The following is a 19,655-nucleotide window of genomic DNA, read 5'->3' on the forward strand; positions in this document are numbered from 1 at the left end:
TTGTTAGGTAGGGAAGATAGAAAAAAAGTGAATAGGGCAATAGGTGAAAAAGTGAAAAGGTGAATGGGGCAATGGGGTTACCAGTATAGAGAAAGCCACCCGGTTGGGATGGCTTTCTCTCAAAATCGTTTAAAATCCTGTCTCACCTCTTCACTCATTGACATATTGACTCATTCACTTATTGACCTTTTCACTTCTTCTTATATTCCGCATTCAATCCTTCAATCAGCTGATCGGTAATATTGTAGACGGTATCCTTGTAAAACATCAGTTCAGGCTCGTAGGACATAATATAGGAATAGCCTTTAGACTTGTTGAACTCTTTCAGGTACCCTTCAATTTTATTCTTGATATTCTTCTTATAATCCATTTTCAGGTTCTCCAGCTGCTGCTCCAGGGTCAATCGACGCTGCTGGTAATTCTGCTGCATCTGCGCATACTCACGTTGAACCGCATCAGCTTCCGACTGGCTCATGGACGCTCCCTTTTGCTGCCACTCACTGATCTTTTTCTGGTAAGAACGTTCCAGTGAAGAGAGTTCCTTATTCATCGACTCTTCTTTCACTTTCAATTCTGCCAATGCATCCTTGAAGAACTCGTATTTGTTTTGCAGTGAATCGATATCAAAATAAGCTATTGTAAATTCATTAGCTTCAGTGGTTTTACCAGTTTCAGCCTGAACAGAATTCGTTTGTTTGCTACCGTTTGAGAATTGCTTATACAGCAGGAAACCGCTTGTCAGGGTCGCTATCAAACTCAAAACCAGGGGAAGTTGCTTCATGAAATATTGTTTGTTACCGGCAAATTAAGGGGTTTCCACAGAATGCAGAAAACCGCCGTGAAATTCTTTGGAAATTTAACTAAAAGAAAGGTGTCTGACGTACGTCAGACACCTTAATTAAGCGTCTGACGTACGTCAGACGCATTATAAAAATTACTCTTCTTCGTCGAAATTCATGGCTTCGCGGGTAGTCTGGAGCAATTCATATTCTTCCTTGCTACCTACGATCATGTTCTCGAAATCGCGCAGACCTGTACCAGCCGGGATCTGGTGACCTGTGATGACGTTCTCTTTCAAGCCCATCATATCATCGGTCTTACCATTGATGGCAGCGGTGCTCAGAACCTTTGTTGTTTCCTGGAAGGAAGCAGCAGAAATCCAGCTCTGTACACCCAGGGATGCCTTGGTAATACCCAGCAGCAGCGGATGTGAAGTCGCGGACTCAGCATCACGGTACTCTACCAGTTTTTTATCAGAACGACGCAGAATAGAGTTCTCTTCACGAAGTTCACGCAGGTTCACAATCTGCCCGGCACGCATCCTGGAGCTTTCGCCCGGATCAGTTACCACCTTCTTGTCGAAGATCCAATCGTTCTCTTCAATGAAATCAAACTTATCTACAGTATCGTCTTCCAGGAACTTGGTATCTCCCGGATCAACGATGGAAACCTTCTTCATCATCTGGCGAACGATCACTTCAATATGTTTGTCGTTGATACGTACACCCTGCAAACGATACACTTCCTGGATTTCATTCACCACATATTCCTGAACAGCGAACGGTCCTTTAATGGAGAGGATATCACTTGGTGCGATCTGTCCGTCCGACAATGCCACACCCGCTTTTACAAAGTCGCCATCCTGGGCCAGGATCTGGCGAGTCAGCGGCACCAGGTATTTCTTGGTAACACCATCGCGGGCTTCCACAATCATTTCGCGGTTACCACGTTTGATGGCACCGAATGCAACCACACCGTCAATTTCAGAAACGATGGCAGGGTTACCCGGGTTACGAGCTTCGAACAATTCCGTTACACGAGGCAAACCACCGGTGATATCCCGGAGCTTTCCAAGTACACGCGGAATCTTCACTACCACCTGTCCGGCCTTCACCACATCACCCTCTTCCATGATGATATGTGAGCCTACCGGTAGGTTATATGATTTGATTTCTTTTCCTTCTACCAGGATCGCAGGAAGCTTGGTCTTGTCTTTGGATTCAATTACCACTTTCTCACGGTGACCAGTTTGCTCATCTGCTTCCTCCCTGTAGGTAAAGCCTTCCAGGACGTGTTCAAACTTGATGGTACCAGGAATTTCGGCGATGATAACGTTGTTGTAAGGGTCCCAGGTACAGATCACATCTCCCTTCTTCACTTTCTGGCCGTCTTTTACCGCCAGGGTAGCACCGTAAGGGATGTTCACCACATTCAGGAGGCGGTCGTTCTCCACATCCATGTTCCTGATTTCACCGGTACGACCGATTACCACCTGAACCTTTTCACCTTCCTGGTTTTCGATACCAACCGTACGCAGACCATCGAACTGCATGGTTCCGTCGAACTTGGCCAGCAGGCTTGATTCTACTGAAGCAGAACCAGCCACACCACCCACGTGGAAGGTACGCAGGGTAAGCTGTGTACCAGGTTCACCGATCGACTGGGCAGCGATGATACCCACCGCATCGCCTTTCTGTGCGGTATAACCTGTTGCCAGGTTTTTACCATAACACTTCACACATACACCACGCTTGCTTTCGCAGGTGAGTACAGAACGGATCTCAACGGTTTCAATTCCGGATTCTTCAATGCGCTGGGCTGTGTCTGAGGTGATTTCTTCACCTGCGGTAACAATCAGTTCATCGTTCAGCGGATCATAAATATTATGGAGGGAATTTCTTCCTTCAATGCGGTCTTTCAGCGGCTCGATAATGTCTTCATTATCTTTCAGTGCCGTTGTTGCAATACCACGCAGGGTACCACAATCTTCTTCTGTGATCACCACATCCTGCGCCACGTCTACCAGACGACGGGTAAGGTAACCGGCATCCGCTGTTTTAAGGGCGGTATCGGCCAGACCTTTACGGGCACCGTGCGTAGAGATGAAGTAATCCAATACGTTCAATCCTCCTTTGAAGTTGGAGAGGATCGGGTTTTCGATGATCTCGGAACCGGTAGATCCACTCTTTCGCGGCTTGGCCATCAGACCCCTGATACCGGCCAGCTGCTTAACCTGCTGCTTGGAACCACGGGCACCTGAATCCAGCATCATGTACACAGAGTTGAAGCCCTGCTTGTCATTCTGCATTTCGCGGATAAGGGTCTCCGTGATACGTGTATCCACCCTTGACCAGATGTCAACGATCTGGTTGTATCGTTCGTTATTGGTGATCAGACCCATGTTGTAGTTATCCCACACTTCATCCACTTCACCCTTGGCCATATCAAGCAATTGCCCTTTAACTTCCGGGATGATCAGATCCTGCGGGTTGAACGACAAGCCGCCACGGAAAGCCATACGGAATCCGAGGGTCTTGATATCGTCGAGGAATTTAGCAGTCTTCGGAACGTTCGTGATCTTGATGATGTCACCAATGATATCACGAAGGCTCTTCTTGGTGAGGAGAGCATTCACAAATCCAACCTCATAAGGTACATGCTGGTTAAACAGTACGCGACCTACAGTGGTTTCGATCAGCTTTTTCTCCAGTACACCTTCTTTGCTTCGCACATTGGTTTTCACCTTGATGGGCGCATGCAGGTCGATCCTGTCTTCATTATAGGCAATGATCACTTCCTCGGGAGAATAGAAGGACATGCCCTCGCCACGAACTTTTTCTGTTTCAGTGGATTTCTTACCCTTGGTGATATAATACAGACCGAGTACCATGTCCTGTGAAGGCAGGGTGATCGGCGTACCGTTCTGCGGGTTAAGGATGTTGTGTGAAGACAGCATTAATAACTGTGCTTCCAGTACCGCGGCATTGCTCAGGGGTACGTGAACCGCCATCTGGTCACCGTCAAAGTCGGCGTTGAAGGCCGTAGTAACCAGTGGGTGTAACTGAATCGCTTTTCCTTCGATCAGTTTGGGCTGGAAGGCCTGTATAGACAAACGGTGCAGCGTTGGGGCACGGTTCAGCATTACCGGGTGACCTTTCAGAATATTTTCGAGAATATCCCAGATAACGGGTTCTTTTTTATCCACCAGTTTACGGGCACTCTTCACAGTTTTTACAATACCTCTTTCGATCAGCTTGCGGATAATAAACGGCTTGAACAATTCAGCCGCCATATCTTTCGGCAGACCACATTCGTGCATTTTCAGTTCGGGACCTACCACGATTACGGAACGACCAGAATAGTCAACCCGCTTACCGAGGAGGTTCTGACGGAAACGTCCCTGCTTTCCTTTCAACACATCTGAAAGTGATTTCAGCGCGCGGCCACCTTCAGCTTTCACCGCGTTGGATTTACGGCTGTTGTCGAACAGTGAATCGATCGCTTCCTGCAGCATCCGCTTTTCGTTACGCAGGATCACCTCAGGAGCTTTGATCTCCAGCAGGCGCTTCAGACGATTGTTACGGATTATCACCCTGCGGTAAAGGTCGTTCAGGTCAGAAGACGCGAAACGGCCACCATCCAGGGGAACCAGCGGACGCAGTTCAGGCGGAATAACGGGAATATATTGCATAACCATCCATTCCGGACGGTTGGTGATACGACTATTGGCATCGCGGAAAGCTTCCACCACACTCAGACGCTTCAGGGCATCGGCTTTACGCTGCTGTGAAGTTTCAGTCGCGGCAGCATTGCGCAGGTCATAGCTCAACTGGTCAAGGTCAATGCGCGCCAGGAGGTCATGAACCGCTTCAGCACCCATCTTCGCGATGAACTTGTTGGGATCTTCATCAGGCAGGTACTGGTTATCTTTTGGCAGGGTTTCCAGCATATCGAGGTATTCCTCTTCTGTCAGGAGATCACCCACATTCTGTCCCTTGTCGGCACGGATACCAGGCTGGATTACCACAAATCTTTCGTAATAAACAATGCTCTCCAGTTTCTTGGAGCTCATGCCCAGCAGGTAACCGATTTTGTTGGGAAGGCTCTTGAAATACCAGATGTGCACCACAGGCACCACCAACTTGATGTGGCCCATGCGCTCACGGCGAACCTTCTTCTCGGTAACCTCAACACCACAACGGTCACACACGATACCCTTGTAACGGATGCGCTTGTACTTGCCACAGGCGCATTCGTAATCCTTCACTGGTCCGAAGATCCTTTCACAGAAAAGACCGTCGCGCTCCGGCTTGTAGGTACGATAGTTAATGGTTTCAGGCTTCAACACTTCACCGTAACTTTTTTCCAGAATGGAATCGGGTGAAGCCAGTCCAATCGTGATTTTGGAAAAACTGGACTTGGGACGATTTTCTTTTTTGATAGCCATAGATATACTGCAGATTGTGTTTTATGGATCCTACCCCGCTGGTTCAGAAGGTTTTACATACAAATTCCTGTTCGTTAACCACTCCTCTGGAGTGCCAACGAAACAGGCTGAAAATCAATTCTTTATATGAAATACACCTATCTTTCCCAACTTAAATAGTGGGCAAAGGTAATAAAAGGAAAGCATTGTAAAAAATTGAAAGAGTTGAAAACCATCAATTTTCATCCCTACTGCAGATTCTGATTGTTAAAAGAATACAAAAAAATAATCTCCAAGGCATTGAATACATAGAATATTTTTTTCATATTGTGGGCCAATACATTTACCATTGGCTCCTGTAACCCTGAAAAAACCAGCTACCCGGGTAGTATGGTTATTGCTGTTTATTGTAATACCAGGCTTATTTTCTGGTATTTTGGCGCAGGCGCCTGCCACCGTCATACGGGTGGACAATGCGAACAGACAGGATCCTGATACGCTCAGTATTTGCATCAACGGATCCCTCAACTTTGCTGACGGATCATTCGGAACACCCATAAAATGGAGCTGGACTTTCAGTAACGGCTCACCGGCAAGCTCAACGGTCAGACACCCGGGCCAGGTAAGATTTAGTGTTGCAGGCATTCAAAAAGTCAGCCTGGTCAGCGAAAACCTCGACGGGAAAGACACAGCCTTTTTTTATGTGGATGTAAAGAACATCAAACCAGTACCGGATTTCAGCTTCTCCCCCAATAATAATTGTGGCAACATACCGGTAAAATTCTCCAACTCCAGCAGCGGGGCTAGCAGATACTTATGGAGATTCGGTGATGAAGACACTTCCATCCAGAAGGACCCATCCCACCAATACCTTTCTCTCACCGGATCCGGGACAGTGACTGTTCAGGCCAAACTGATTGCCTACAATCAATATGGTTGCAGTGACTCTGTGCAGAAACCGGTAACCGTACTGAAAGTGCCGGATGCGTCCCTGGTGTCCACCGATCTCGACGTGCAACTGGTCACCTTTAGTGGAAGACCCACTTTTAAGAAGTGTTCGAATGAGGAAAATTATGTGTTTCATTTTAAAAACGGTTCCAACACCAATGCATCCATTACCCGCTGGGAAATTGACTGGGGAGATGGTTCGCCCAAATATGCAGGAACCACACTTCCCGATACCAGCCATCCCTTCAAACTGGGAAATACGGTGATGACTGTTTCCGCATTTGGAGCAGACGGCTGCATTGGCATAAAAAAATACAATGTGTTTTTGGGAACCAACCCGGCAGGCGGCATTGGATCACCCGGAAATACCACCATCTGCGGCCCCCAGACACTTAGTTTTCCCATCACGGGAACCAGCAATAACCCACCCGGCACCCAATACCAGATTGTGTTTAATGATGGCAGTCCCACCTGGCTTCAAACCCATCCGGCACCGGGACAGATCGACCATGAGTTTGTGGTGGGGTCCTGTGGCGTAAGCAGCAGTAACGGATCCAATATTTTTCAGAACTCCTTTAAAGTTACCCTTGACATTATCAATCCCTGCGGTATAAGCAGCAGTACAGTTACACCAATATATGTATCAGCCAAACCACAACCGCTGATCGGCATCAGCCCCGATTCGATAGTGTGTGTTAACTCCACTGCCACCATTTCTGACATCAGTCGTCTCGGAAACTTTATCACGGTGTCGGGTGCCAATTCAACCTGTGAAACAAACTCTGGTACTGCCTGGAAAGTTTATCCCGCCACCGGCTGGACCACAGCCTCAGGCAAATTGGGCTCACATAATAATAGCCTGAACAATTACAGGCTCTGGAACAACGGATCTTCAAACCTGGGACTCCGTTTCACGGTACCGGGAAATTATACGGTAACACTTTATAAAGCCAATGAATGCGGCGTTGATTCCATTACCCGCATCATTTGTGTGAGGGAACAGCCAAAAGCAAGTTTCACGCTCAACAAAACAGAAGGCTGCGGCCCCCTGCCTGTGGCTGCCGCTAATACCAGCCCGCTCCCCTTGTGCGGTGAAAATATTTTCACCTGGGAAATCACCAGGCTTGATCCTGAAAATTGTGATCCAGCCGGCGGAACTGGTTATACCTATACCAACGGTACCAGTAAAGAATCACTCAACCCGTCGTGGAATTTTAGTTTGCCTGGAAAATACCTTGTCAGGTTAAGGGTACAGGCTGCCGGTAACAGCGCCGCGAGTTGCAGTCCGGATGAATTTACCGATACCGTTACCATCAAAGCCAAACCAAAACTGGGTATCAGTGCACCGGCCACCATTTGTGTTGGCCAAACCATTCAACCAACTGTAAGCACCATCTCCTGTTACGGGAATAGTGTTGCAGGATATGAATGGACTTTTACCGGTGGATTGCCCGCCACTGCAGGTACGGTGGTTCCCGGCGACATCCGCTATAGCACTGCCGGCACCTATTCCATTGCACTCAAAGCAGCCAATGAATGTGGCAGTTCAACGGTAAATACTCCCGTGCAGGTAGTGGCCCTTCCTGCCGCCAGCGCAGGCAAGGATTTAACCGTCTGCAGCGGAGACCAGGTTACTCTTGGATCTCCGGCAATTTCGGGCTACAGCTACCTATGGCAACCGGCAACCGGACTTTCCGGTCCTGTAGCAGCACAACCGGTTTTTTCAGTAGCTAACAATACCGGCACCAACAAAGAATACCAATTGGTCCTGACGGTTAAAGCCGGCTCAGGCGCCAATGCCTGCGCCAACTCCGATACGGTGAATATAACGGTGAAACCAGCGCCGGCTGTGGTGGTTATACCAACTTCGGCAACTGTTTGTGTGGGAGACAGTGTACTGCTGCAATCATCCGGAGCCAAAAGTTATTCCTGGTCACCTTCACCCGGACTAAACCTGGCTTCCGGCGACTCCGTTTGGGCAGGACCATCCACCACCACCACTTACACCGTCACCGGAACGGATACCTCCGGATGCAGATCTTCGGCAACGGCAACGATTACCGTTAAACCGCTTCCACCTGCAGATGCAGGAAATAACCTGGCTTTATGCCTGGTAAATGAAAACATTATCCTAACCGGGGGCATCATACCCGGAGGCGTGTGGATAGGTACCGGCATCAGTGCCGGAAGTGGGGGGTATAATTTTAATCCCTTCCTGGCTGGTATTGGAAACCACAAAGCATACTATACAGTAACCCAGAATGGTTGCACCGCTACCGACTCTACCCTGATTTCAGTATCCGGCCAGGAAGAAGCCAAAGCCGGTGCGGACCAAACCGTTTGCCAGAACAGCGGCGCAATTCAGTTGTCGGGTTTACCCTCCGGAGGCAGCTGGTCGGGTTCCGGACTGGTTACCGGATCGGGACTATTCACACCCGCGCAGGCAGGGGTGTTCACGCTGAAATATAGCTATGGCGCGGGATCCTGCCAGGTAACAGACGAGTTGGTGATAACAGTCTTACCCGGCATAGAAAATAATATCATCCGGAACAGGCAGGATATCTGCGTTGGCAGTACGCCGCAATTGCTGACGGGTTCTGTACCTACAGGGGGAGACAGCTCGAAAATATTCCAGTGGCAGATCAGCCAGGACAGCATAACCTGGACCAATATTATTGGGGCATCAGGGAAAGATTACCAGCCGGAAGCGCTTACTGGTCTCCGTTACTTCCGCCGCCTGGTAAGTTCTACATTGTGCAATGGCCTGCAGGTGAGCACCAGCAACATTATTGATATTGTTCCACATGGCGATGCCATTGCCTCCTTTTCTGCTGCAAAGAATATCAGTTGCTCACCCTTTCAGATAGACCAGTCCATCATAACAACCGACATACAGCCCGATCTCAATGGAAGCTATTGGTGGTTTGTCAATAACAATCCGCTTAATACCAATTCCAGTCCGGTTTTCCCGGGCTACACCATCAACGCAAACAACGACTCTGTCAGCATTTCTTTGGTGGTGCGGAGCCAGTGGGGCTGTGCTTCAGATACTACCACGGCAAAATTCGTTACAATTGCAGGGACCACGGCATCATTTACCAAAGACAGTTCGGAGGGATGTGCACCCATCTCCATTCGATTTACCAATACTTCCAGCCGTCTGGATGGAGTTCAGTTCAACTGGGACTTCGGTGACGGCCAGACTTCAGATTCAGCGCAACCGGATGCAATATTGTACCGTGGCAGCCAGTTCGGCAATGATACCACCTACGTGATTTCACTCAGTGTTTCCAATGGTTGTGAAACTTCTGTTTACAAAGATTCTGTGCAGGTAAGGCCCCTGCCCAAAGCCATATTCGGAATTGATACCACTGCAGGCTGCTCCCCTTTTAAACTTCGCATAAATAACACGTCAAAAGGCGGCTCTGCCACCTATTACTGGGACTTTGGGGATGGCAATACTATGACAACCACAAATAAAGGAGTCATGGAACATGTCTATACCAGTGGAACCGTGGATACCTTCACCATTAAAATGCGGATGGTAACCGAATGCGGGGAAGACAGCCTGGCATATAACATTGTGGTCTCACCGAACCAGATACAGCCCCAGGTGGCAGTCAATGGCAACCAGTTATACGGTTGTACTCCCCATACAGTAACCATCATCAACACTACTCCCGGCGCATCAAGATTTGAATGGAATTTTGATGACGGTTCTCCATTGCTGGTCAGCGATGAAATACCGCAGACGCTTACCCATACCTATACCGATACGGGTACTTTTAATATTTCAGTGAGAATGACCAATGGATGCAGTGACACCGTGATCTACCGACAAGTCATCGTATTACCCGGACCAACCGCGGGATTTGAACCCATTACCCGTCCTTATTGCGAAAGGGATTCTGTTCGCTTCACCAATACCAGCAAACAGGCTGATGCTTACCTCTGGAATTTCGGTGACGGCAAAACCAGCATTCTGGCATCACCCGTGCACCGTTACGAGCAGCCGGGAAAATATTGGGTGATCCTGGTCGCATACAACAGCAACCCTTTCGGCAACAGGTGCAGTGATACCATCAGACAGGAGATCGAAGTGCTGGCTAATCCGGTCGCCTCCATCCTTACGAATGCGGGTACGCTCAATTGTGCACCCTTTACCCTAAACGCCACCACCAATCCGGCCGGCGCCCTGAATGCCAACTGGTATTTTGATGACCCGAACGACCCCACACCCGCAGTAGGCTTCACCGCCAGTCATACCTTTACCAAAGGGGGAACCTACCGCATCAAGCTGTTAGTGTACAATGCAGCGGGCTGTGTTGATTCCTCCTTTACATTGATAAGAGTTCAATATTCACCCGAAACAGGGTTCAACCCGCTGAATACCATCACATGCAGCACTGATTCAACCATCAGTTTCACGAATACTACCACTTATGAAGGCACAGACCTCACCGGTTTCAGGTGGCTGATAGACAGTATACCGGTTAACACTAACCGAAATTTGAATTACCGGTTCAGACTACCCCAGGGAGAACTACTGCCTAAAACCTATGCGGTAACGTTAATCAGCACCAGCAGCATTGGCTGTGCAGATACAAGTTATGGTTCGGTTCGAATGAACCCCACGCCGGTGGCATCTTTTTCCATTCAGAATGACAGGAGTTGTGTTCCCTTTGCACCTGCCATCACTAATAATTCGCAATTCGCGGATGATTTCCGCTGGTACCTCGATGACAGCCTGGTTTCTGCCGACCGAACGCCCGGAAACATTCAACTGCTGCGCGCAAACAGCAACTACCGATTACGCCTGATCGCTTCCAACAGGTATGGGTGCGATCCTGATACCATGGAACAGGTCATTACAACGGCTCCCAAACCTGTTGCGGGCTTTGCGCTCTCAGACTCCCTGGGCTGCACGGGCGTACTTGATGTGCGCATGACCAACAATTCGGTTGGGGCTTCGCGTTATGAGTGGCAATTCGGGGACCAGACACCGTCGGTAAATACGCAGAATGTTCGTCATTTCTATGGCCAGAGCGGGGAATATGATGTGTTGCTGATAGCGGATAATGGTATCTGTCGCGATACGGCAACAAAGATCATCAGGGTAGGCATCAAACCAATTGCAGCATTTGAAGTGGATACGGCACAAGGCTGTAAACTCCTGACGGTAAACTTCCGCAACCTGTCAACCAATGCCACTGCCTATATGTGGGATTTTGACGATGGTAATTTCAGTGGTTCGGAGAACCCGGTACATAGTTTTGGTTTTATCAATTCGCCGTATACCATCCGCATGATTGCGAGGGGAACCTATGGTTGCGAGGACACTGCAGTAAGGCTGAACTATATCACAGTGAAAACGGCGCCAACCGCTTCATTCCGTGTATTGCCATCCCCCGTAATTGAGATACCGGATTATACCTTTGAATTCCTGGATCAGAGCACTGACCTGAAATCACCGGATTACAAGTGGTATTTCGGCGACCAGGCCGGAGTGGGATCAACAATTCCGAGTCCAACCTATACCTATAAGGATACTGGTATTTACCAGGTAAAAATGATTGTAATAAACAAGGATGATTTCTGTTCCGACACTGCCAGCCTGAATGTTCAGATAATGGGTATTCCAGGTTGGCTGCAGGTGCCCAATGCTTTCCAGCCCGGAAGCGCAAGAACAGAACTGAACCGGTTTATACCGAAGGGAACAGGATTGAAAGAGTACCGTCTCCAGATCTATAATGCCTGGGGTGAACTCGTTTTTGAAACCAATAAACTGGATGATAAAGGCCGGCCGGTTGAAAGCTGGGACGGAAACTACAAAGGACAGGGGGTGCAGCAGGATGTATTTACCTGGCGTATTGTTGCCCGCTTCCTTAATGGCACCGAATGGAAAGGCATGCGATATCCTGGAAACGACCAATATAAGAGAGTAGGAACCATTACAGTTATTAAATGACGGTCGTCATGAAAAAGATTTTATTGATTGCAACCATCGTGTTGTCAGGTTATCATTTGTGTGCGCAGGACCACCTGTATTCGCAGTTCCTGAATTCGCCGTTGTACCTCAACCCCGCGCTTACAGGAACGGCTGAAAATGACCTGAGATTTGGGGCAGCATACCGGCGGCAGTGGGCTTCCGTACCCTCAGGCATGCAGTACTACAGTGTATTCGCGGATAAATACATACCTGTTTTCAAAGGTGGATTCGGGATGATGTTTACCGGGTCACATGAAGGATACCTCCACAAACAAAATGTGTCGGCCATGTATTCTTATGGGTTTGGGGGGGAAGATTACCTGATTTCTGCAGGGATCCAGGGCGGTTTCAGCAGTCGTGCCGTGCGTTGGGAAAAGCTCTATTTCTCTGACATGATCAATGACCAGGGCGTCATTCCGGGAGCCCGTTCCCAGGCTGAACTGCCCATTAATAACAATAAATGGTTCCCTGATTTCGGTGCCGGAGCCACCTGCGTTTACAGGAACCTGATGGTTGGATTTTCTGTGCAGCATCTCAACCGGCCCGATGAATCACTCACCCAGGGAGTAACTTCCAATCTGCCCAGGCGCCTGATTGCCCACGCAAGCCTTGTCCTGGTAAAAGAAAATTATGATGATGAATTCGGTCCAAGGCTGATTCCCTCTGCAGTGTATTACCAGCAGGGCCAGTTTAAATCGATTAGTGGCGGGCTGGAATATAAAAACGATTATCTCAATATCGGTCTCTGGTACCGCAACAATGTGGACCTGCGGAAAAACGATGCCATTGTACTATCGATAACCCTGGATTCTTTCCTGGGCGGGGGTGACAGGGGCCGTAAAATGCGTATGGGAATCAGTCACGATGCCACGATATCACATCTGGGTTACACCAATACCACCGGTTCAACGGAGGGCGCCTTCCTGTACGAAGTTTCCACCAACCCCGAATTATCCGGACGGTACCGGAATGACAATATCGGAAGGGGATCTATGAGGTGTTATGATTTCCACTAACTCAGACTTTTTTCCGCCTTGCCACTTCGGCCTTCCTGCGGATTACCTCCTGGACAGGAATGCTGTCGACCTTGCTCTCCAGCCAGGAGATCACATCCAGGTAGGAAAAGGTCCTGGTTTCGCGCGGGTCATTCTCATAAGGTTTAATGCGTTCCAGTAATTTCCGGAAAGCGGCTTTTTCCGTTCCGGCCGGCATGCCAAAGGATTTGCGAAGGAAACGGAACATCTCTTCCTCCACCACGCTCAGGCTGCCCATTTTGGCCATGAAACGATACACTGACTTTACCAGGTATTCGAGGATTTCTGTGTTACCAAGCTCATAGTGGGCAATCAGGTGCAACAGGCGGGCATAACATTGCAGATCGGTCCGGAGGTCCACCTTCCAGTTAATGATTTTTTGCAGGTAATCGATGGCCTTCTCATTGTCCCCGCTGCCAAAATAAAGGCAGGCAATTTTATAGTAAAAGACCAGCACCCGGTGGCGGTCCAGCTGCAAGTGGTATTCCTCTAGTTTTTCTTCGAGGTAGGGAACAAGCGCCAGGCCTTCCGTGAAAGTACCCTGCATAAAATGCTGGTTGATGCGGCCCAGTTGCAGGTATACAAATGCCTGGATCCGGTTGTTATCGTTGTGTTGCACCACTTCCGACTGTTCCAACTCTTCGAAAAGCTTCAGGGTTTTTCCGAACCCTTCCTGGTTTTTGAGGTCGAAATGGGCATTGAGCAGGTTGTGCAGGCCTTTAATATACTGGAGGGTTTCAACCTTAACCATTTCAGGATGCTTACGGAATGACTCCACCCATTTGCTGGTATAGCGGTAATACATCAGGAAATCCTGGCGGATAAAGGCATACCAGCAATAGCTCTGGTACACATACAATTGTTCATAGAACCCTTTGGAATGCACAGCACCGTCGGGCAGGTGCTTTTCAAAAAAGGTATCCAGCTCCGCCTCATCCTTTTTATTCCGGGCATGGCCATGGCGGATGTACCAATCATAGAGGAGCAGGGATAAATTGGAACCGGCATTGATATCTGACAGCTTTCTGACCACCGATTCCGATTCACTTACCAGCGATAAGGCCCTGTGTTCACTGCTGCGGGTTATGTGCAGAGCCTCGATTTTCTTCTCAAAAAAAATAGCCTGCATGAGGAAGCTTGCCTGATTGTGCTGTCTGGCCAGTTCCTTCAGTTTATCCAGAATTTTCAGGCTTTGCAGGTAAAGCCCCTTATTATATAGGATACGCGCATAACCCATTTGCTCATGTAGCTGAATATCAACATTTTGATCATCCTTAATGAGGCGCAGGCTCGATAATAACAGCCGGTAAAGATGGGCTTTCAGGTTGCTGAGCTGCTGCTTTTTAATGCCGGAAGTCTTTTTGAGCAGGGTCGTTTCATCGTATTCGTTCATTTTGTCGAGCGCATCGAAAAGCTCGATCACCTTGAGGTTCTCGGCTGAGGTATTGCGGGAGACAAATAGCTTGAAATTCCGTTTTTCTGACTTTTCAAGTGATTTGACCAGTTGAAACAAAGCATCTACAGTCCTGTTGGGCATCGTAATATTCTAGATTTAAAATCCTTGTCTGTACTGCATTCCAGGCCATCCGGAGCAGTTTAACCAGTGTAATTTACGGGGTATTTTGATTTCTCCCCCCTGCCGCGGAATGGTACTTTCGGGTTGCAGGTCTCCGTATTTCACATTCATAGCAAGCAAAACGAAATTACGAGACCTGCATTTTTTTACAAATTCACCCTCATATATGGATAATAAGATATTCATTTTTGACACGACCCTCCGCGACGGAGAACAGGTGCCCGGTTGCAAGCTCAATAAAAAAGAAAAGATTGAACTGGCTCTTGAACTGGAAGCGCTGGGGGTGGATATCCTGGAAGCAGGATTTCCTATTTCATCTCCGGGCGACTTCGAGGCTGTGAACGAGATCGCCAAACTACTTAAGAACACTGTTGTTTGCGGCCTTAGCAGGGCAGTCCAGAAAGATATTGAAGTAGCTGCAGAAGCACTGAAACCTGCTGCCCGCCGCCGTATCCATACGGGTATCGGCACCTCAGATTTCCATATCAGGTCAAAATTCAATTCAAATCGGGAGGATATCCTTCAGCGTGCCATTCAGTGTGTAAAATGGGCCCGTAATTTTACCGATGATGTTGAGTTCTATGCGGAAGATGCAGGCCGCACCGACAATGAATACCTGGCGCGTGTGGTGGAAGCCGTAATCGCTGCAGGAGCTACCACCGTAAACATTCCCGACACAACCGGTTATTGCCTCCCCCACCAGTACGGGGAAAAGATTGCCTACCTGATCAACAATGTACCCAATGTGGACAAAGCCGTATTAAGCTGCCATTGCCACAATGACCTCGGATTGGCAACAGCCAATTCTATTTCAGGTATTATCAATGGTGCCCGCCAGATTGAGTGCACCATCAACGGACTTGGAGAAAGAGCTGGAAATACATCGCTGGAAGAAGTGGTGATGATCATCAAACAGCATTCATCCCTGGGCTTCTATACGGGCATTAATGCCACCCAGCTGAACCCTATGAGCCGCAAGGTTGCCGAAACCATGCGTATGCCGGTACAACCGAACAAAGCAATTGTGGGAGCCAATGCCTTTTCCCATTCCTCCGGAATTCACCAGGATGGATTCCTGAAAGACACTTCCACCTATGAGATTATTGCTCCGGAAGAAGTTGGCGCCGACAGTTCTAAGATTGTACTGACAGCAAGGAGTGGCCGTAGTGCCCTTGCCTACCGCTTCCAGAAACTCGGGCACCAGTTCAACAGGAACGATGTGGACGTGCTTTACCAGAAATTCCTTGAAATAGCAGATACCAAAAAAGAGGTTTGCGACGAAGACCTCGAAGCCATGGCCAAAGCTTACAGCAGTTCAACAGTAGTTGCTTAACATAATCGCGTCTGACGTACGTCAGACGCACGTCAGACGGGTATGAAAACATTATTCGATAAAATTTGGGAAAAACATGTGGTGCAGCAGATAGCAGGCGGCCCCTCAGTGTTTTATATAGATAAGCACTTCATCCATGAAGTGACCAGCCCCCAGGCATTCCAGGGCCTGGAAAAAAGAGGATTGCCGGTATTCCGCCCGCAACAGGTGGTGGCTACGGCGGACCATAATGTTCCCACACTGAACCAGCACCTGCCCATTAGGGAAGAATTATCCCGCCGGCAGGTGGCCACCCTCATTGAGAATTGCAGTAAGAACAATATTGAATTATATGGCCTTGGACACCCCTTTCAGGGCATTGTGCATGTCATCGGACCGGAACTGGGCATCACCCAGCCGGGAATGACCATCGTATGCGGCGACAGTCACACTTCCACCCATGGTGCATTCGGAGCCATTGCATTCGGAATCGGCACAAGTGAAGTGGAAATGGTACTGGCCACCCAGTGCCTGATGCAAAGCAAACCCAAACTGATGCGTATCAATGTTGATGGTATGCTGCAAAACGGTGTGGGCGCAAAAGACATCATCCTTTATATCATCTCACAGATTTCGGCCAGTGGTGCCACCGGGTACTTTGTGGAATATGCGGGATCAGCCATCCGTGCCCTGAGCATGGAAGCCCGCATGACCATTTGCAATATGAGCATCGAAATGGGCGCAAGGGGTGGTTTGATTGCACCGGATCAAACCACTTTCAATTATATCAAGGGCCGTTTGTTTGCTCCGCATGGAGAACTGTTTGATGAGAAAGTAGCTGAATGGTCGCAGTTGTTCACTGATGCCGATGCAACATTTGACAAAGAGATTTTTATCGACGCGGCTGCCATTGAACCCATGATCACATATGGAACAAACCCGGGTATGGGTATTCCGGTCACAGGTCATATACCCGCTCTTTCCGAGGTTGAAGCAAGCGAAAGACCCTCTTTCGAAAAAGCGCTTCATTATATGGGCTTACAACCCGGAGCTGCCATCAAAGACCAGAAAGTAGACTATGTTTTTATTGGCAGTTGCACCAACAGTCGTATAGAAGACCTCCGCCAGGTAGCTGCTTTTGTAAAAGGCAAACACAAGGCAGATAGTGTGGAAGTATGGGTTGTACCCGGAAGCAAACAGGTTGAAAACCAGGCAAGGGCTGAAGGCATTGACAAAATTTTTGAGGCCGCCGGTTTCCAGTTAAGGCAACCTGGTTGCAGCGCCTGCCTGGGTATGAATGAAGATAAAATCCCCGCTGGAAAATATTGCATCTCTACCTCCAACAGAAATTTTGAAGGCCGACAGGGCCCCAATGCAAGAACACTGCTTGCCAGCCCGCTGACAGCAGCACTGGCTGCAATTACCGGTAAAGTGGACGACATAAGGAACTACCTGGAACCGGTTGTCATCAACGAAAGGTGGAGAATGGAAAACGAAATACTGGTTAACCAATGAAAGCAATATCCCATATCTCATCTACGGTAGTCCCGGTAAAGATGGAAAACATCGATACTGACCAGATCATTCCGGCCCGTTTCCTGAAAGCAACCAGCAGGGATGGTTTTGGAAAGAACCTGTTCCGCGACTGGCGTTTTGAGAACGATGATGAAAACCAGCCAAGGAAAGACTTCGTACTGAACAACCCTGTCTACAGGGGAAAAATACTGGTGGCAGGAAAAAATTTTGGCTGTGGCTCATCCCGCGAACATGCCGCCTGGGCCATCAAGGATTTTGGGTTTGACGTGGTTGTCAGCAGTTTTTTCGCTGATATATTCCGTAACAATTCACTCAACAATTTTCTGCTGCCCGTACAGGTAACGGAAGCATTCCTGCAACAAATTTTCGCCATCACGGAAAAGGATCCGGCAACCGTTGTTGAGGTGGATATTCCCTCCCAAACCATCAGTATTCCATCAGCCGGATTATCGGCGTCCTTTGACATCAATGCTTATAAAAAAACCTGTCTGTTGAACGGGTATGATGATATCGATTATTTGCTGAGCATCCGAAAGGAAATAGAACAATACGAAACAAACAGAAGATAAGATGCCCGGTATTACCACCATAGTGAAAAATCTTTCTCTCCACCTGGGTGGTAAAAAACTTCTTGACTGTATTTCCTTTGAATTAAACAGCGGCAAACATCTATTGATAACCGGACCTTCCGGAAGCGGCAAAACCCTGCTGACAAAAGCCATTGCTGGTCAGCTTTTCCATGAAGGCACCATTAATTTTGTTGAAAATGGCCAGGCTGTATCTCCCTCCATAGTAAGGGTCGAACAGCATTACCATTTTACCAACCTGTCGCACGTAAACCAGTTCTATTACCAGCAACGCTTTAACAGCATGGACGCCGATGATGCTGCCACTGTTTCAGAAGAACTGAAACAGTTCGGTCAGCCTGAGGAAAAGCTTAACCTGCTGTTGAATCTGTTCGGACTGAAAGAACGACTCCATTCACCACTGCTTCATTTATCCAGCGGTGAACACAAGCGTTTCCAGTTAATCCGCGCTTTCCTGCAGGAACCACGGATCATGATCCTGGACGAACCATTCACAGGAATGGATACACGAAGCAGGGACATGCTTCGTGCATATATAACCGAAAAAGCAAAAGAAGGCTGCCAGTTCATCCTAATTTGCGATCCGCATGAGTGCCCGGAAGTAATTGAAACCGTTGCGTTGCTGAAAGACGGGCGCCTGGAAACCTTTGACAATATAAGTGGTATCCTGGCAAAACAACCGGAAAGCATGCGCAGGTTCCTGCCATCTTACCACAATATTAACCTGCCTGTAAAACCTCTCCCCGCTCTCTTCAGCCGCATCATTGAAATGAAAGATGCAAGGATAGCATACGGGAATAAAACCCTGCTGGAAGCGATCAACTGGGCGGTGCTGAATGGAGAACGCTGGTGGCTTAAGGGGGCCAACGGCTCCGGAAAATCTACCCTGCTGAGCCTGGTTACTGCAGACAACCCAAAAGCTTACTCCAATGACCTCTTGCTTTTTGACAGAAAAAGAGGAACCGGCGAAAGCATCTGGGATATCAAAAAAAATATCGGTTATGTATCGCCTGAACTGCAATGGTATTTTGATAACAGCCAGACCTGTTACAATGCAGTTGCTTCCGGCCTTTTTGACACCATCGGATTATTCAGGCAGCTGAATGAAGAACAGCACCGGCAGGTGATGCAATGGCTTGAAGCATTCGGGCTCATGGCATACAGGCATAAACTTCTTTCGCTGTTGTCAACCAGTCAGCAAAGATTAACCCTGCTTGCCAGGGCTATGGTAAAAAACCCTCACCTGCTCATCCTGGATGAACCCTGCCAGGGATTGGATGACCAGCAACGTGATCATTTTACCGATATGGTTGACATGTTCTGCGAAGATGAAAATCGTACGCTCATTTACGTTACACACTATGAAGAAGAACTGCCCGCCTGTATCACCAGGAAAATAGAACTGGATAAGGGCAGGGCAATATCAGATAATTACTTTTCCGAAAAATTACTATCAGTATAAGGGAG

9 protein-coding genes are annotated in these 19,655 nt (G+C 48.4%); 6 read left to right on the forward strand and 3 right to left on the reverse strand.

All coding sequences use genetic code 11. The annotated features are described in order from the left end of the window. Nucleotides 1–190 precede the first annotated feature (190 nt). Nucleotides 191–781: an OmpH/Skp family outer membrane protein gene (locus BC349_RS04105; RefSeq protein ID WP_187255462.1), complete on the reverse strand. Its 591-nt coding sequence runs from the start codon at nt 779–781 to the stop codon at nt 191–193. A gap of 153 nt (nt 782–934) precedes the next feature. Then, the gene (rpoC, locus tag BC349_RS04110; RefSeq protein WP_187255463.1) at nt 935–5,227 is read right to left on the reverse strand and encodes a DNA-directed RNA polymerase subunit beta'; all 4,293 of its coding nucleotides are present in this window, start codon (nt 5,225–5,227) and stop codon (nt 935–937) included. A gap of 328 nt (nt 5,228–5,555) precedes the next feature. Between rpoC and BC349_RS04115 the strand changes: the two genes are divergently transcribed. Together BC349_RS04115 and BC349_RS04120 are read left to right on the forward strand one after the other, a co-directional pair. Further along, nucleotides 5,556–12,122 (forward strand): PKD domain-containing protein, encoded by a 6,567-nt coding sequence (locus BC349_RS04115; protein ID WP_187255464.1) that lies wholly within the window; start codon nt 5,556–5,558, stop codon nt 12,120–12,122. Nucleotides 12,123–12,130: 8 nt separating this feature from the next. Next, nucleotides 12,131–13,159 carry a PorP/SprF family type IX secretion system membrane protein gene (locus tag BC349_RS04120; RefSeq protein WP_187255465.1) on the forward strand — a complete coding sequence of 343 codons (1,029 nt, stop codon included), beginning with the start codon at nt 12,131–12,133 and terminating at the stop codon, nt 13,157–13,159. Nucleotide 13,160: 1 nt separating this feature from the next. On the opposite strand, the gene BC349_RS04125 is transcribed toward BC349_RS04120, so the two are convergent. Then, entirely contained in the window at nt 13,161–14,714 is a 1,554-nt protein-coding gene (locus tag BC349_RS04125; protein ID WP_187255466.1) for a hypothetical protein, read from the reverse strand. A 205-nt stretch (nt 14,715–14,919) separates the two neighbouring features. Between BC349_RS04125 and BC349_RS04130 the strand changes: the two genes are divergently transcribed. From BC349_RS04130 to BC349_RS04145, 4 genes are read left to right on the forward strand one after another with little or no spacing between them, the layout of a single operon-like run. Beyond that, nucleotides 14,920–16,086 carry a 2-isopropylmalate synthase gene (locus BC349_RS04130; protein WP_187255467.1) on the forward strand — a complete coding sequence of 389 codons (1,167 nt, stop codon included), beginning with the start codon at nt 14,920–14,922 and terminating at the stop codon, nt 16,084–16,086. A 42-nt stretch (nt 16,087–16,128) separates the two neighbouring features. Next, nucleotides 16,129–17,580 (forward strand): 3-isopropylmalate dehydratase large subunit, encoded by a 1,452-nt coding sequence (gene leuC / locus BC349_RS04135; protein WP_187255468.1) that lies wholly within the window; start codon nt 16,129–16,131, stop codon nt 17,578–17,580. Next, nucleotides 17,577–18,170: a 3-isopropylmalate dehydratase small subunit gene (leuD, locus tag BC349_RS04140; protein WP_187255469.1), complete on the forward strand. Its 594-nt coding sequence runs from the start codon at nt 17,577–17,579 to the stop codon at nt 18,168–18,170. Before leuC ends, leuD begins: the two co-directional genes overlap by 4 nt. A gap of 1 nt (nt 18,171) precedes the next feature. Further along, complete coding sequence (locus BC349_RS04145) at nt 18,172–19,650, forward strand: ATP-binding cassette domain-containing protein (protein ID WP_187255470.1); 1,479 nt, start codon at nt 18,172–18,174, stop codon at nt 19,648–19,650. Nucleotides 19,651–19,655 lie beyond the last annotated feature (5 nt).

Origin of the sequence: Flavihumibacter stibioxidans (assembly GCF_014332695.1) — a bacterium.
In the GTDB taxonomy this organism is placed as follows: domain Bacteria; phylum Bacteroidota; class Bacteroidia; order Chitinophagales; family Chitinophagaceae; genus Flavihumibacter; species Flavihumibacter stibioxidans.